The 14,573-nt window shown below is 73.7% G+C and carries 10 protein-coding genes; 3 read left to right on the top strand and 7 right to left on the bottom strand.

The window, feature by feature from the left end; genetic code table 11:
• Positions 1-138 precede the first annotated feature (138 nt).
• A complete protein-coding gene (locus ACZ4TG_RS17995) occupies positions 139-2,568 on the top strand; it encodes a penicillin acylase family protein (RefSeq protein ID WP_468163721.1) in 2,430 nt (809 codons plus the stop codon).
• A gap of 66 nt (positions 2,569-2,634) precedes the next feature.
• On the opposite strand, the gene ACZ4TG_RS17990 is transcribed toward ACZ4TG_RS17995, so the two are convergent.
• From ACZ4TG_RS17990 to ACZ4TG_RS17980, 3 genes are all read right to left on the bottom strand, one after another.
• Entirely contained in the window at positions 2,635-3,774 is a 1,140-nt protein-coding gene (locus ACZ4TG_RS17990; protein WP_468163719.1) for a calcium:cation antiporter, read from the bottom strand.
• Between the two features lie 448 nt (positions 3,775-4,222).
• Positions 4,223-5,905: an acyl-CoA synthetase gene (locus ACZ4TG_RS17985; protein ID WP_468163717.1), complete on the bottom strand. Its 1,683-nt coding sequence runs from the start codon at positions 5,903-5,905 to the stop codon at positions 4,223-4,225.
• A gap of 28 nt (positions 5,906-5,933) precedes the next feature.
• On the bottom strand, positions 5,934-7,040 hold the full coding sequence (locus ACZ4TG_RS17980; RefSeq protein ID WP_468163715.1) for an NAD(P)H-dependent flavin oxidoreductase: 1,107 nt from the start codon (positions 7,038-7,040) through the stop codon (positions 5,934-5,936).
• 146 nt (positions 7,041-7,186) lie between these two features.
• Between ACZ4TG_RS17980 and ACZ4TG_RS17975 the strand changes: the two genes are divergently transcribed.
• Positions 7,187-9,049: a serine hydrolase domain-containing protein gene (locus ACZ4TG_RS17975; RefSeq protein ID WP_468163713.1), complete on the top strand. Its 1,863-nt coding sequence runs from the start codon at positions 7,187-7,189 to the stop codon at positions 9,047-9,049.
• A 112-nt stretch (positions 9,050-9,161) separates the two neighbouring features.
• Here the strand turns inward: ACZ4TG_RS17975 and ACZ4TG_RS17970 are convergent, their stop codons facing one another.
• Entirely contained in the window at positions 9,162-9,518 is a 357-nt protein-coding gene (locus ACZ4TG_RS17970) for a hypothetical protein (RefSeq protein ID WP_468163711.1), read from the bottom strand.
• Positions 9,519-9,673: 155 nt separating this feature from the next.
• Positions 9,674-10,267 carry a hypothetical protein gene (locus ACZ4TG_RS17965; protein WP_468163709.1) on the bottom strand — a complete coding sequence of 198 codons (594 nt, stop codon included), beginning with the start codon at positions 10,265-10,267 and terminating at the stop codon, positions 9,674-9,676.
• Between the two features lie 152 nt (positions 10,268-10,419).
• Between ACZ4TG_RS17965 and ACZ4TG_RS17960 the strand changes: the two genes are divergently transcribed.
• Entirely contained in the window at positions 10,420-10,869 is a 450-nt protein-coding gene (locus ACZ4TG_RS17960) for a nitroreductase family deazaflavin-dependent oxidoreductase (RefSeq protein ID WP_468163707.1), read from the top strand.
• A gap of 6 nt (positions 10,870-10,875) precedes the next feature.
• On the opposite strand, the gene ACZ4TG_RS17955 is transcribed toward ACZ4TG_RS17960, so the two are convergent.
• Together ACZ4TG_RS17955 and ACZ4TG_RS17950 are read right to left on the bottom strand one after the other, a co-directional pair.
• A complete protein-coding gene (locus ACZ4TG_RS17955) occupies positions 10,876-12,495 on the bottom strand; it encodes a phytoene desaturase family protein (RefSeq protein WP_468163705.1) in 1,620 nt (539 codons plus the stop codon).
• Positions 12,492-14,561, bottom strand: a complete 2,070-nt coding sequence (locus ACZ4TG_RS17950; protein ID WP_468163703.1) for a serine/threonine-protein kinase — start codon at positions 14,559-14,561, stop codon at positions 12,492-12,494. The genes ACZ4TG_RS17955 and ACZ4TG_RS17950 overlap by 4 nt, the downstream gene beginning before the upstream one ends.
• Positions 14,562-14,573 lie beyond the last annotated feature (12 nt).

Raw genomic sequence — 14,573 nt, 5'->3', positions numbered from 1 at the left:
TCCCCCGCCCAAGGTCAACAACCGCGATACCAAACGGGATGTTGACAGACCGTCGGGCCGCCTGCATGAGTGTGGGGGCACGGGAAGCACCGCCTGTTTCACGGGCAAGTAGGCCCATCCGCAGGCTACTTGGGAGGTATGTTGCATTTCCGCACCCGCCCGCTCCTCCGTCGCGTCGCCCTCACCGGCGCCGCGCTGCTGGCCGCCACGGCCGCGATACCGCAGGCCACCGCCACGGCCTCCGAGGAGCGCGGCCCGTCCGGCGGCGGCCTGTCCGCCGTCATCCGGTACACCGAGAACGGCATCCCGCACATCCTGGCCCAGGACTACGCGCACCTCGGCTTCGGCACCGGCTGGGCCCAGGCCGCCGACCAGGTCTGCGTCCTGGCCGACGGGTTCCTGACCGTCTCCGGGGAGCGCTCGCGCTGGTTCGGCCCCGACGCGGCGCCCGACGGCTCGCTCTCCTCGGCGGCCGGGAACCTGTCCAGCGACCTGTACTTCAAGGGCGTCCGGGAGTCCGGCACGGTCGAGAAGCTGCTGGCCACGCCCGCGCCTGCCGGTCCCAGCAAGGAACTCCGGGACCTGATGAGGGGCTGGGCCGCCGGGTACAACGCCTGGCTCGCCCAGAACAAGATCACCGACCCGGCCTGCAAGGGCGCCGGCTGGGTGCGCCCGGTCACCGCCACCGACGTGGCCGCGCGCGGGTTCGCGGTCTCGGTCCTCGGCGGCGAGGGGCGCGGCGTCGACGGCATCACGGCGGCGCATCCTCCGGGCGCGAGCGCCCGTACCGCCGCGCCGGACATCGATCCCGCGGCCGCCGCCGAGGCCGCACGGCAGTTCTTCGACACCACCCGGTACGACATGGGTTCCAACGCGGTGGCCTTCGCCGGTTCCACCTCGGCCTCGGGCGGCGGTCTGCTCCTGGGGAATCCGCACTACCCCTGGCAGGGCGGACGCCGGTTCTGGCAGTCGCAGCAGACCATACCCGGGGAGCTGAACGTCTCGGGCGGCTCGCTGCTGGGCACGACGGTGGTGAACATCGGATTCAACGACAAGGTCGCCTGGAGCCACACCGTCGCCACGGGCACCCCCGTCACCCTGCACCAGCTAACCCTCGACCCGGCCGACCCCACCGCGTACCTGGTCGACGGCAAGCCGGAGCGGATGACCCCGCGGAAGGTGAGCGTGCAGGTCGCGGGCGGGGCCCCGGTGGTCCGCACCCAGTGGTGGACCCGCTACGGGCCGGTCGTCAACGGCCTCGGCCCGGGCCTGCCACTGCCCTGGACGGCTTCCACGGCCTTCGCCCTCAACGACCCGAACGCCCTGAACCTGCGCGGGTCGGACAGCGCCCTCGCCATGGGCAGGGCCCGCTCGGTCGCCGGGATCCAGGACGCCCTCAAGCGCACCCAGGGCCTGCCCTGGGTCAACACGGTCGCCGCGGACTCCGCGGGCGGCACGCTCTTCACCCAGTCCCAGGTGCTCCCCCGGGTCACCGACGAGGTCGCCGCGCGCTGTTCCACCCCGCTCGGCGCGGCCACGTACCCCTCGTCGGGGCTGGCGGTGCTCGACGGTTCGCGGGGTGACTGCGCACTCGGCTCGGACCCGGACGCGGTGCAGCCGGGAGTGTTCGGCCCCGGCCGGGCGCCGACGCTGCGGGACGCCCCGTACGCCGAGAACTCCAACGACAGTGCCTGGCTGGCCAATGCGGAGCGGCCGCTGACCGGCTACGAGCGGATCTGGGGTACGGGCACCACCCCGCGCTCGCTGCGCACGCGCGGCGCGCTGGAGGACGTGTCGGCGATGGCCGCGAGGGGCCGGCTGACCGTGGGCGACCTGGAGAGGCAGCAGTACGCGAACCGGGTCCCGGCCGGTGACCTGGCCGCGGCCGATGCGGCGAAGGCCTGCGCGGCGCTGCCCGGCGGCGCCGCCACCGGCAGCGACGGCGGGGCGGTGGACGTGTCGGCGGCCTGCCCGGTGCTGGCGGGCTGGGACCGTACGGCCGACAGTGCCAGCCGGGGTGCGCTGCTGTTCGACCGGTTCTGGCGCAGGCTCACCTCCGGCACCCCGGCCAAGGACCTGTGGCTGGTGCCGTTCACGCCGGCCGATCCGGTGCGCACGCCCCGCACGCTGAACCCGGCGGCGCCCGGGATCGGGCGGGCCCTCGCGGACACCGTCACCGAGCTGAAGGCGGCCGGGATCGCGCTGGACGCCCCGCTCGGGGAGCACCAGTTCGTGGTGCGCGGCGGCCTGAAGCTCCCGGTGGGCGGCGGTACCGAGGCCCTGGGCGTGTGGAACAAGATCGAGGCGCCGTGGAACGCGGCCGCCGGGGGCTACCCGGAGGTCGTGCACGGCTCCAGCCACATGCAAGCGGTCGGCTGGGACGGCGGCCGCTGCCCGGTGGCGCGCACGCTGCTGACGTACAGCCAGTCGGCGAACCCGCAATCGCCGTACTACGCCGACCAGACCCGGCTGTTCTCGCAGGAGCGCTGGGTGACCTCGCGGTTCTGCGAGCGGGACATCCTCGCCTCGCCGAAGCTGAAGGTGGTGTGGCCGCGCGAGCGGCGCTGACGCCCCGCCATCACCGCGGCCCCCGGGACACCTGGCCCCGGGGGCCGCGGTGCGTGAAGGGCCGGGTCAGGGGCTGACCGCGAGGAACAGGTAGGCGGCCAGCAGCACGATGTGCACCCCGCCCTGGAGCAGGGTGGCGCGCCCCGGCACGATGGTCAGGGCGCTGACGACCACGGTCAGCGCGAGCAGCACCATGTGGACCGGGCCGAGGCCGAGCAACAGGGGGCCGGAGAGCCATACGGAGGCCAGCGCGATGGCCGGAATGGTCAGGCCGATGCTGGCGATGGCGGAGCCGTAGCCGAGGTTGAGGCTGGTCTGGACCCGGTCGCGGCGTGCGGCGCGTACGGCGGCCAGGGTCTCCGGGGCCAGCACCAGCAGGGCGATGATCACACCGACGACGGCGTTGGGCAGTCCCGCGCTGGCGACCCCCCGCTCGATGGTCGGCGAGACGGCCTTGGCGTCCCCGACGACGGCGACGAGGGCGACCAGGAGCAGGCCGAGGCTGATCAGGGCGGCGCGGGAGGTGGGCGGCGCGGCGTGCTCGTCCTCCTCGCCCGCGGCGGCCGCGGCGGCGGCCTGGGCCGCCTCGGCCCGGCGCCGCTTGGTGTCCACGGGAAGGAAGTAGTCCCGGTGGCGGACCGTCTGGACCGCGACGAACAGGCCGTAGAGGGCGAGCGAGGCGCAGGCGGCGAAGGTCAGCTGGGCGCTGGAGAACTCGGGTCCGGGCTTCGAGGTGGTGAAGGTGGGCAGCACGAGGCTGAGGACGGCCAGGGTGGCGACGGTGGCGAGAGCGGCGCCGGATCCCTCGGCGTTGAAGACGGCGACCCGGTTGCGCAGGGCGCCGACGAGGATCGACAGGCCGACGATGCCGTTGCAGGTGATCATGACGGCGGCGAAGACGGTGTCCCGGGCCAGGGAGGCGGTCTTGTCGCCCCCGTCGGCCATCAGGGTGACGATCAGCGCCACTTCGATGACGGTCACGGCGACGGCGAGGACGAGGGAGCCGAAGGGTTCGCCGACGCGGTGGGCGACGACCTCGGCGTGGTGGACCGCCGCCAGGACCGCGCCCCCGAGACAGAGGGAGACCAGCACCACCGCGAGTCCGGACAGATCGCGTCCCCAGCTGAAGAGGAGCGCGATGAGCGCCACCACGGGGACCACGACGGTCCAGTCGGTCAGGGGGGTTCTGTGCGTTGCCGTACTCATATCAGCCAAGTTGCCAGAAGTGTCCGCCCGGTGCGGAGCAGCCGCCGCCTTCAGGCCGCTGACGTGGCCTTTCTCACGAAATCTCCGGGCGTGGCGAGCCACCGCGGAGCCCTTCGCGGGCGGTGCGGGCCGGAGATCGCCCCTGTCATGGGCCGAACACCGGCTGGCCCGGGGGCCGGATCGGGGATGGAATGCCGGTGATGCCGCCGATCGGGCGGTACGCGCAGTCCCAGCCACCGCGGCCGCCCACAGGCGCCGCGACCGACGACGCGGAGTCCACGCATGCGACGTCTTCCCCGACAACTTCATCTCGGCGGACGTCAACTGCGAGGGCCAGATCGTGGGCGGCCCGCTGGGCCACGCCGTCCTGAACTGATCCCCCGCCCGGCCGAGGGGGTGTTCCGCGGCATGACCCCACCGCAGCCCCCGTCGGCCGGCCGGGGCCGGCTCACATCGCGCGCTCGTGGCCCTCCCAGTACGGGTCGCGCAGCCGGCGCTTGTACAGCTTGCCGTTCGGGTCGCGCGGCATCGTCTCGATGAAGTCGACCGTCTTGGGGCGCTTGTAGCCGGCCAGCTGCCGTTCGCAGTGGTGCAGGATCTCGGCGGCCAGCGCGTCGCCCGCCTCGAAGCCCTCGGCCGGCTCGATGACGGCCTTGACCTCCTCGCCCCAGTCGGCGTGCGGGATGCCGAAGGCGGCCGCGTCCGCGACGGCGGGGTGGGTGAGCAGGGCCGACTCGATCTCGGCCGGGTAGATGTTGACCCCGCCCGAGATGATCATGTCGATCTTGCGGTCCCGGAGGAAGAGGTAGCCCTCTTCGTCCATCAGGCCGAGGTCCCCGACGGTGAAGAAGTCCCCGATGCGGTTCTTCCGCGTCTTGCCCTCGTCCTTGTGGTAGCTGAAGCCGCCGGTGTTCATCTTGATGTAGACGGTCCCGAGTTCGCCCGGCGCCAGCCGGTTGCCGTCGTCGTCGAAGACGGCGAGCTCGCTGATGGGCCAGGCCCTGCCCACGGTTCCCGGCTTCTTCAGCCAGTCCTCGGCGGTCGCGAAGGCACCGCCGCCCTCGCTGGCCGCGTAGTACTCCTCGACGCACCGGCCCCACCAGTCAATCATCGCCCGTTTGACGTGGTCGGGGCAGGGCGCGGCGCCGTGGATGGCGTGCCGCATGGAGGAGACGTCGTAGGCGTCCCTCGTCTCCTGCGGGAGGGCGAGGAGCCGGTGGAACTGCGTCGGGACCATGTGGGTGTGGGTGCAGGCGTGGTCCTCGATGAGGCGCAGCATCTCCTGCGGGGACCACTTGTCCATGAGGACCAGCGGGTGCCCGATGTGCAGCGACGCGCCCGCGAACTGCAGGACCGCCGTGTGGTAGAGCGGCGAGCAGACGAGGTGGACGTTGTCGTCGAAGGGGCGGATGCCGAAGATGCCGAGGAAGCCGCCCAGGTACGTCTCCTCCGGGAGCTTCCCCGGCAGCGGGCGGCGGATGCCGCGCGGCCGGCCGGTGGTGCCGGAGGTGTAGTTCATGACCCAGCCGAGGGTGCGGTCCGCCGGAGGCGTGCCGGGCTGCCCGTCCAGGAGGTCCGCGTACGGACGGAATCCCGCGACCGCTCCGACGGCGTAGCGGTGGCTGGCGGGCAGGCCCGCCTCGTCGGCCGCGGCGGTGGCGGCTTCGGCGAAGCGCTCGTGGGCGATGAGGACCTTGGCGCCGGAGTCGGAGACGATCCAGGCGATCTCGGGGCCGACGAGGTGGTGGTTGACCGGGACCAGGTAGAAGCCGGCCTGGGAGGCGGCCAGGTAGGCGGTGAAGAACTCGACGCCGTTGGGGAGGACCACGGCGAAGACGTCGCCCTTCTCCAGTCCGGCGGCGCGCAGGCCGTGCACGAGCCGGTTGACCTCGGCGTGCAGCCGGCCCGCGCTCCACTCCTCGCCCTGCGGGGTGACCAAGGCCGTGCGGCCGGGGTCGGCGGCCGCCTGGGCCCAGAAGCCGTTGGGCGGCGCCTTCGGCTGCTCGGCCTGCCGGGACTGCCGGGGCTGACCGGGCTGCTGGGGTTGACCGGACTGCTGGGGTTCTCCGGGCTGCTGGGGCTGACCGGGCTGCTCGGGTTCTCCGGGCTGCCGGGGCTGCTGGTCGGTCATGCTGCGCGCTCCTCTCGGTCCCGCGTGCTCAGGCACGGCCGGCGATGCGGTTGATGCGGTCGATGGCGCGCTCGAAGCCGCTGGTGAGCTCGTCGAAGACGGCCTGGACGCTGCGTTCGCTGTTCATCCGCCCGACGATCTGCCCGACGGGGGTGCCGAGCAGCGGCTGTACCTCGTACTTCTGGATGCGGGAGACGGCCTCGGCGACGAGCAGGCCCTGCAGCGGCATGGGGAGCGCGCCCGGGCCGTCGGGGTCGTCCCAGGCGTCGGTCCACTCGGTGCGCAGCTGGCGGGCGGGCTTGCCGGTGAGGGCGCGCGAGCGGACGGTGTCGCCGGAGCCGGCGGCCAGCAGCTTCTCGGTGAGGGCGCGGGAGTGAAGGTCGGCCTCGGTGGTGGTGAGCCAGAGGGAGCCGAGCCAGGCGCCCTGGGCGCCGAGGGCGAGTCCGGCGGCGATCTGCTCGCCGCTGCCGATGCCGCCGGCGGCGAGGACGGGGAGCGGGGCGACGGCCTCGGCTATCTCCGGGACCAGGACCATGGTGGCGATGTCGCCGGTGTGGCCGCCGGCCTCGTAGCCCTGTGCGACGACGATGTCGATGCCGGCCTCGGCATGCCGGCGGGCGTGCTTGGCGCTGCCGGCGAGTGCGGCGACCAGGACTCCGTGGTCGTGGGCGCGCGCGATCACATCGGCGGGCGGGGAACCGAGGGCGTTGGCGAGGAGTTTGACGGGGTAGTCGAAGGCGACGTCGAGCTGGTTGCGGGCGACCTGCTCCATCCAGCCGGTGATGCGCCAGCCGGAGGCCTCGCCCTCGGCCAGTTCGGGGACGTGGTGCTTGGCGAGGGTGTCGCGTACGAACTCCCGGTGGCCCGCCGGAATCATCGCCTCGATGTCCGCTTCGCTGATGCCGTCGACGGCCTTCTTGGCGGGCATGACCACATCGAGGCCGTAGGGCTTGCCGTCGGTGTGTTCCTGCATCCAGTCGAGGTCGCGCCTGAGGTCGTCGGGGGCGGTGTAGCGGACCGCGCCGAGTACGCCGAAGCCGCCCGCGCGGGTGATGGCCGCGGCCACCGCCGGGAAGGGCGTGAAGCCGAAGATGGCGTGCTCGACTCCCAGTTTCTTGCTCAGCTCCGTCTCCATGGCCGTGAGGATGCCGCAGGGCGGCGGCCGAGGGAAGAGATTTTCTGATGCTGTGTCAGATTCTTTGCGGGCCGGTCGGTGCGGGGGGTGCGGGGCGGGCGGGCAGATACTTCGAGAGGGTGCGACGGCAAAAGGGAGGGCCGGTCATGGACGAGCTCGCGGGGGCGGTCGGCAGTGGTGGCACGAGCGGCGAGGGGGGCGGCCGCGGAAGAGGTGCCGGGGGCCCGGGCGGCGGGCTGAGCCGCAGGCGGCTGGGCGCGCGGCTGCTCGCCCTCGGCGGAGTGCTGGTCCTGCAGGCGGCGCTGCCCGGGCCGGCCGGCGCCCACGGCAACCCGGCCGAGCGGCGCGCCCTCCAGGGGCTGCGGCTGCGCTACGGTTCCGCGCGCCAGGCCGGGCTGCTGGAAAAGCATCTCGAAGGGGTGGCGGACGAGGCCCGGCGGTTCCTCGGCCCCTCCCCCGAACATCCTTACTACGCCGGGGCCGTGGTCCTCGCCGGGCGCGGCCGCACCATCGCGCTGCACCGGGCCATGGGCGACGCGGTCCGCTACGCCGACTACGACGGACGTACCGACCGGGTACGGGAGTTCCCGGCCGCCGAGCGGATCCCGATGGCCGAGGACACCGTCTTCGACCTGGCCTCGCTGACGAAGCTGTTCACCTCCCTGCTGGCCGTGCAGCAGATGGAGCGGGGCCGACTGGAGCTGGAGGCTCCGGTGGACCGGTACCTGCCGGAGTTCACCGGGGGAGGCAAGGAGCAGGTCACGGTCCGTCAGCTGCTCACGCACACCTCGGGCCTGCGCTCCTGGGCGCCCTTCTACCAGGAGTCCACGCGGGAGGGCCAACTGCGGCTGCTGTGGTCGGTGCGTCCGCAGGACACTCCCGGGACCGTCTACCGGTACTCCGACCTGAACCTCATCGCGCTACAGCTGCTCCTGGAACGGATCACCGGCCGCACTCTGGACGTCCTGCTCCATGACGAGATCACCGCTCCGCTCGGGATGCAGCGCACTCGTTACAACCCTCCGCTCTCCTGGCGCCGGGTCACCGCCGCCACCGAGGTCCAGCGCCCGCCCTGGTCCGGCCTGGACCGCGGGCTGGTCTGGGGCGAGGTGCACGACGAGAACGCCCACGCCCTCGGCGGGGTCGCCGGCCACGCCGGCATCTTCGGCACCGCCTGGGACCTGGCCGTCCTCGCGCGCACCCTGCTCGACGGCGGGGTGTACGCGGGCAAGCGCGTCCTGCGCCCCGCCTCCGTCGAGCTGCTGTTCACCGACTACAACACCGCGTTCCCGGGCCACGACCACGGCCTCGGCTTCGAGCTCTACCAGCACTGGTACATGGGCGCCATGGCCACACCGCACTCCGCCGGGCACACGGGCTTCACCGGTACCTCCCTGGTGCTCGACCCGTCCACCGACTCCTTCCTGATCCTGCTCGGCAACTCCGTGCACCCCGTGCGGACCTGGCGGGCCGGCAGCGCGCCCCGGGTCGCCGTCGGCAACCGCTTCGCCCGCGCCGTCCCGGTCCGCACCCGGCACGGCGGCGCGGCCTGGTTCTCCGGGAACACCCCGGGCGGCTCGGGCACCCTCACCCTCCCGCCGCTCACCCCGGCCACCTCCGGCGCCCGGCTGCGCTGCGCCGTGTGGTGGGACACCGTGCCCGGGGAGGGCGCCTTCCACGTGGAGGCCTCGGCCGACGGGCAGACCTGGGAACCACTGGCGTTCAGCACCCTGCGCTCCACCGGAGGCACCGCCGAGCAGTGGCCGCGGGGCTCCGCCGACGGCTGGTCGGGCCGCATCTGGCACCGCCTCGAAGCCCCGCTCGCCGCCTGGGCCGGCCGCGAGGTCCGCCTGCGCTTTCGCCACACCGCGACCGGCCGCTACGTCGGCCGGGGGGTCTACGTGGACGTCGTACGGGTCGCGGAACCGGCCCGCCTGCTCTTCGCCGAGGACCGCCCCGCCGACGCCGCCCGCATCGAGGCCGCCGGCTGGACCCGCTCGGCCGACTAGCCGGGTCCTGCCCGGCGGACCGTGTGACCGCCCTGCGCAGGGGCGTTCCATCCGGTCGTGGGCCGCGGATCCCGAAAGGAAGACCAGCACCGCGGCAGCGGCCGGCTTCGGCTCAGGTCGTGAGCCGGTTCGATTCCAGGGCGTCGGCCCGTCCGGTCAGGTCTTCCGCGATGTCGTCCCAGTCCGGGCCGTGGTACCAGAGGCTCTGTGCCGCCTCCCGCATCAGTGCCGGCTCGTCCGGTCGCTGCAGGAGCACCAGCCGGTATGCAAGGTTCCGTACGCGCACCGGCAGGTTGCCGTCGACCAGGTGCGGGCTCAGCTCCCGCAGCATGGCCAGGATCGAATCCGCGTCGGCGAAGGTCAGCTCCTCGAGGAAATAGTGCTCGTCGTGCTCCTTCGCGCACGGGGGCACGGGTCGGTACTCGTCTCCGAAGAGACACCTGGCGTGTTCCGTCAACGTGCTGTGCATGCCCGACAGCCTACGTCGCCATGATCCGCCGGAGGCTGCTCCGGCTTGGCGGGTACCGGGGCGGGCCAGCCCCAGGACGGGTTCCAGTCGGTGCGACCCGGGCCCCGGGGCGTACGGGCGGGAGCCGAGGCCCCGGCCGCGGCCGGAAGGCGGGGTCAGACGGGGAAGCCGATCAGGCCCCAGCCCCGCCGGTGGGCCCCCGCGACGAGCTCGCCCCATTCCCGCAGCAGGTTCTCGAACTCCTCGAAGGTACGGATCCAGCCGTCCGGGACCGCCGCGTGGCGGGCGAAGGGGTCCCGCAGGCCCGGGAGCAGCGGCCCGGTGCGGTCCCAGTGCGCCGCGAGCTCGGCCGTCCGCGCGGGCGGGACCGACAGCAGCAGGCCGCGCGGTGCCGTTCCGGGATCGGCGTCCTCTTCGGGGGCCTCCGGGGGCTGCCAGTACAGGCCCGAGAGGAAGGCGTCCAGGGCCTCGCGGACGGGGGCGCCTGCGACCCCGGGGGTGCCGCGGACGCGCTCCCAGCGCTCCCCGGCCCAGAAGTGCGCCTTGAAGGAACCGAGGGTGTCGCGGAACTCGTACCGTACGAACCAGGGCTCGCCCGGCAGCTCCGGCCACGCCCAGCCGGCGTGCGGGTAGTCCTCGCCGGGGTAGGCCTCGTCGAAGAACAGCTCCAGCAGGTCCCCGTGGTCCTCGGCCCGCATCCGGCCGAGCCGGTCCCAGTCGACGGCGAAGGCCGTGATGTCCAATCCCATGCCGGCAGCCTAAGGGCTGTCCGGGGCCGGGCCGGTCCGGGCGAAGTTCACCCTTCCGGCCCACACCCGCCCGGAATGAACGCCTTGGCGCCGGGCGTTGTGTCCGCCGTCGAGGTTTGTTGATCGTTCAACGCGAAGGCAGGCACCCCCGTATGACCACCGTCGACTGGGACAACCCGACCGACCCGAAGCCCGGCACCTGGCAGCTCGGCCACCTGCGGAAGTACGTCGAGACGAACGGCGCCGAAGGCCAGTTCTGGAACAACACCCAGACCCTGCTGCTGACCACCCTCGGCCGCAAGTCCGGCAACCCGGTGCGCACCCCGCTCATCTACGGCGAGGCCGACGGCCGCTACCTCATCGTCGCGTCCAACGGCGGCGCCACCGACCACCCGCTCTGGTTCAAGAACCTGTCCGAGCACCCCGAGGTACGGATCCAGGTCGGCCCCCGGATCCTCCAGGGTGTCTCGCGCACGGCGACCGCCGAGGAACGCGCCGCGTACTGGCCGCTGATGGTCAAGCACTGGCCCGCGTACGACGAGTACCAGTCCAAGACGGACCGCGAGATCCCGATCGTCGTCATCGAGCCGGTCGCCCCGTAACAGGGCTCAGCGCCCCAGCACCGCCATCGCGGCGTTGTGACCGGGGACCCCGCTGACCCCGCCGCCGCGTACCGCGCCCGCCCCGCACAGCAGCACGTTCGCGTACGGGGTCTCCACGCCCCACCTGCCCGTGTCCTGGCCGTCCTCGTACGGCCAGGACAGGTCCCGGTGGAAGATGTGCCCGCCGGGCAGGCGCAGTTCGCGCTCCAGGTCGAGCGGGGTCTTGGCCTCGATGCAGGGCCGGCCGTCGGCGTCCAGGGCCAGGCACTCGGTGAGCGGCTCGGCCAGGTGGGCGTCGAGCTGGGCGAGGGTTCCGGCCAGCAGCACCTCGCGCGCGACCGTGTTGCCGCCGTGCCCCTTCTCGAACAGCCGGGCCGGCGTGTGCAGCCCGAAGAGGGTGAGCGTCTGGTACCCCTGCTCCACGAGGTCCGGACCCAGGATCGTGGGGTCGGTCAGCGAGTGGCAGTAGATCTCCGAGGGCGGTACGGAGGGCAGTTCGCCGGCGGCGGCCTCGGCGTGGGCCCGGGCGAGCTGCTCGTACCCCTCCGCGATGTGGAAGGTGCCGCCGAAGGCCTCGCGGGGGTCCACGGAGGCGTCGCGCAGCCGCGGCAGCCGCCGCAGCAGCATGTTGACCTTGAGCTGGGCCCCCTCGGCCGGGACCTCGGCCGGTGCCTCCCCGAGGAGCTCCGCGAGCGCCCGGGGCGAGGCGTTGACCAGCACGGTCCCCGCGGCGACGCCGCCCTCCCCGGTCGCGGTACGGAAGGCCACCTCGGCGGGGCCGGTGCCGTCGGTGTCGATGCGCAGGACCTCGTGCCCGGTGGCGATCTCCGCGCCGGCCGCGAGCGCGGCCCCGGCCAGGGCGTCGGTGAGGGCGCCCATGCCGCCGACGGGTACGTCCCAGTCTCCGGTGCCGCCTCCGATCACGTGGTAGAGGAAGCAGCGGTTCTGCGCCAGCGAGGGGTCGTGGGCGTCCGCGAAGGTGCCGATCAGCCCGTCGGTGAGCACCACGCCCCGGACCAGGTCGTCGGCGAAGTTCCGCTCCACCGCCCGGCCCAGCGGTTCCTCGAACAGCATCCGCCAGGCGCTCTCGTCGTCGATGCGGGCGCGCAGTTCCCGGCGGGTGGGCAGCGGCTCGGTGAGGGTGGGGAACACCTTCCGGGCGACCCGGCCCGTCGTCCCGTAGAAGGCGCGCCAGCTCTCGTACTCCCGCTCCGAGCCGGTCAGCCGCGCGAAGGACTCCCGGGTGCGGGGCTCGCCGCCTCCGACGAGCAGTCCGCCCGGCCGGCCGTCGCGCTCGACGGGGGTGTACGAGGACACCGTGCGTTTGCGGACCTCGAAGCGCAGCCCGAGCTCGCGCACGATCTTCTCCGGGAGCAGGGAGACCAGGTAGGAGTAGCGCGAGAGCCGGGCGTCCACGCCCGCGAACGGGCGGGTGGAGACGGCGGCCCCGCCGGTGTGCCCGAGCCGTTCCAGGACCAGTACGGACTTGCCCGCCCGGGCCAGGTACGCGGCGGCCACCAGGCCGTTGTGCCCGCCGCCCACGATCACCGCGTCGTACGCGGCCCGGCCGAAGCCGTGTCCGCCGCCGTGTCCGAGGCCCTGCGTGAAGTCCGCCGAGGTCGTCATGGCTCTTGGTAGCACACCTGGCCGAGCCGCTCCAGACAGTGCGCCTCGTCGGCGTGGGCCGCCACGGTGTCGGGGTGCTCGTCGCCGAGGGACCGCTCGCGGATCCCGGAGAGTTCCCGGTAGATGGGCAGCGCCTCGTCCCACCGGCCCAGCCGGCCCAGTCCGACGGCGAGTTCCCGGCGGCTGACCAGGGTGTCCGGGTGCTCGGCGCCGAGCGTCTCGGCTCGCGCCGCGCCCACGGCTCGGGCCTCGGCCACCGCCTCGTCCCAGCGTTCCAGCCGGCCCAGGTTCACTCCGAGGACGTGCCGGGCGCGCAGGGTCTCGGGGTCGGCGGCCCCGTAGGCGCGGGTGCGGTCGCGGACCAGGGCCCGGAACAGCGCGACGGCGTCCGCGGCGCGGCCGGTGCGGCCGAGCGCGATGCCGACCTCGTAGCGGGCGGCGAGGGAGTCGGGGTGGTCGCGGCCGAGCACGCGTTCCCGTACGGCGGCGACCTCCCGGAACGCGCCCAGCGCCGCGTCCCAGCGGCCGAGGCGGCCCAGCGCGTACGCGACCTCGTACCGGGTCAGCAGCGTGTCCGCGTGCTCGGGCCCCAGCACCTCCGCGCGGTCGGCGGCCACCTCGGCGGCGATCCGGTGGGCCTCCCCGAACCGGCCGAGGGCGCCCATCGCGCAGGCCAGGTTGTGGCGGCAGCGCAGGGTGTCGGGGTGGCGCGGGCCCATGGTGCGGGCCCGGGCGGCGAGCACGGCGCCGTATACCTCGTAGGCCTCGCGGTGCCGTCCGAGCCTGCCCAGTTCGTACGCCTCCTCCTGGCGGGCGGCGAGGGTGTCCGCGTGGTCGGGGCCGAGCACCCGTGCCCGGCCCCGGGCCACGGCCGCGTACGCGGCCAGCGCCTCCTCGGGCCGGCCGGCCCGGCTGAGGGTGAACGCGCGGGTGTGCCCGGCGGCCAGCGCGTCGGGGTGGTCGGGGTCGGCCGGGTCGGGCGCCGGGGCGCGGGGCAGACCGTAGGCGGCGGTGAGCCGCGGGTCGGCCGCCGCGTCGGGCCGCACGATCCGCTGGGCGCCGCTGGGGCGGCCCGCCGTCCATGATCCGGTGAGCACGGCCCACTCGCCGCTCGCGGGACGGGCGTCGGTCCCGGCCTTGCGCCCGGCGGTCATCCCCTCGGCCCATGCGGGCAGCGGGGCCGCGGCCCCCGGCGGGCCGCCCGCGCCCAGCCGGGACTCGACGAGCCGGCGGTGCAGGTGGCGGGCGTCGCCGGGGCGGTCCTCGGGGCGCTTGGCGAGCAGTTCGAGGACCAGCTGCTCGAAGTGGACGGGCAGCTCGGGGCGGTGCTCGCGCAGCGGTACGGGAGCGGTGTCGCGGTGGCCGACCAGGACGGACCAGGAGTCGCCGAGGTCGAAGGGCGGGGCGCCGGTGGCGATCTCGTACAGCACGCAGCCGAGGGAGTACAGGTCGCTGCGGTGGTCGACCTCGCCGCCCGCGATCTGCTCGGGCGACATGTAGTGGGGGGTGCCCATGGCCATGCCGCCGCCGGTGAGCTTGGCGGTGAAGCCGATGTCGTGCGCGAGGCGGGCGATGCCGAAGTCGCAGATCTTCACCGTGCCGTCGGTGAGCCGCATGATGTTGGCGGGCTTGAGGTCGCGGTGGACCACGCCCTGGTCGTGGGTGTAGCCGAGGGCGGCGGCCATCTGCTCCGCGATGTCGACGACCACGTCGACGGGGAGCGGGCGCGTCTCGTTGTCCTCCAGCAGCTGGCTGAGGTTGCGGCCGTCGAGGAGTTCCATGACGAGGTAGAGGGGTCCGCCGGCCGCGCTGTCGTCGCCGAAGTCGTGGACGACGGTGACACCCCGGTGCTGGAGCGAGGCGGCGACCCGCGCCTCGCGGCGGAACCGCTCGCGCAGTACCTGGGTGAAGTGCTTGTCCTGCTCGGGTCCCATGGGCTTGAGGCACTTCACGGCGACCTGGCGGCCCAGCGACTCGTCGCGGGCCCGCCACACCTCGCCCATGCCGCCGCGACCGATCAGATCGAGCGACCGGTACCGGCCCTGGATCAGTCTGGTCTCCGCCATGTCTTGATGCCG

The organism is Streptomyces sp. NPDC028314, assembly GCF_055565795.1.
This window is presented reverse-complemented; position numbering and strand designations above follow the sequence as displayed.

Coding starts and splice junctions, on each gene's coding strand:
- ACZ4TG_RS17995 (WP_468163721.1), top strand. CDS start 139: ATGTTGCATTTCCGCACCCGCCCGCTCCTCCGTCGCGTCGCCCTCACC.
- ACZ4TG_RS17990 (WP_468163719.1), bottom strand. CDS start 3,774: ATGAGTACGGCAACGCACAGAACCCCCCTGACCGACTGGACCGTCGTG.
- ACZ4TG_RS17985 (WP_468163717.1), bottom strand. CDS start 5,905: ATGACCGACCAGCAGCCCCGGCAGCCCGGAGAACCCGAGCAGCCCGGT.
- ACZ4TG_RS17980 (WP_468163715.1), bottom strand. CDS start 7,040: ATGGAGACGGAGCTGAGCAAGAAACTGGGAGTCGAGCACGCCATCTTC.
- ACZ4TG_RS17975 (WP_468163713.1), top strand. CDS start 7,187: ATGGACGAGCTCGCGGGGGCGGTCGGCAGTGGTGGCACGAGCGGCGAG.
- ACZ4TG_RS17970 (WP_468163711.1), bottom strand. CDS start 9,518: ATGCACAGCACGTTGACGGAACACGCCAGGTGTCTCTTCGGAGACGAG.
- ACZ4TG_RS17965 (WP_468163709.1), bottom strand. CDS start 10,267: ATGGGATTGGACATCACGGCCTTCGCCGTCGACTGGGACCGGCTCGGC.
- ACZ4TG_RS17960 (WP_468163707.1), top strand. CDS start 10,420: ATGACCACCGTCGACTGGGACAACCCGACCGACCCGAAGCCCGGCACC.
- ACZ4TG_RS17955 (WP_468163705.1), bottom strand. CDS start 12,495: ATGACGACCTCGGCGGACTTCACGCAGGGCCTCGGACACGGCGGCGGA.
- ACZ4TG_RS17950 (WP_468163703.1), bottom strand. CDS start 14,561: ATGGCGGAGACCAGACTGATCCAGGGCCGGTACCGGTCGCTCGATCTG.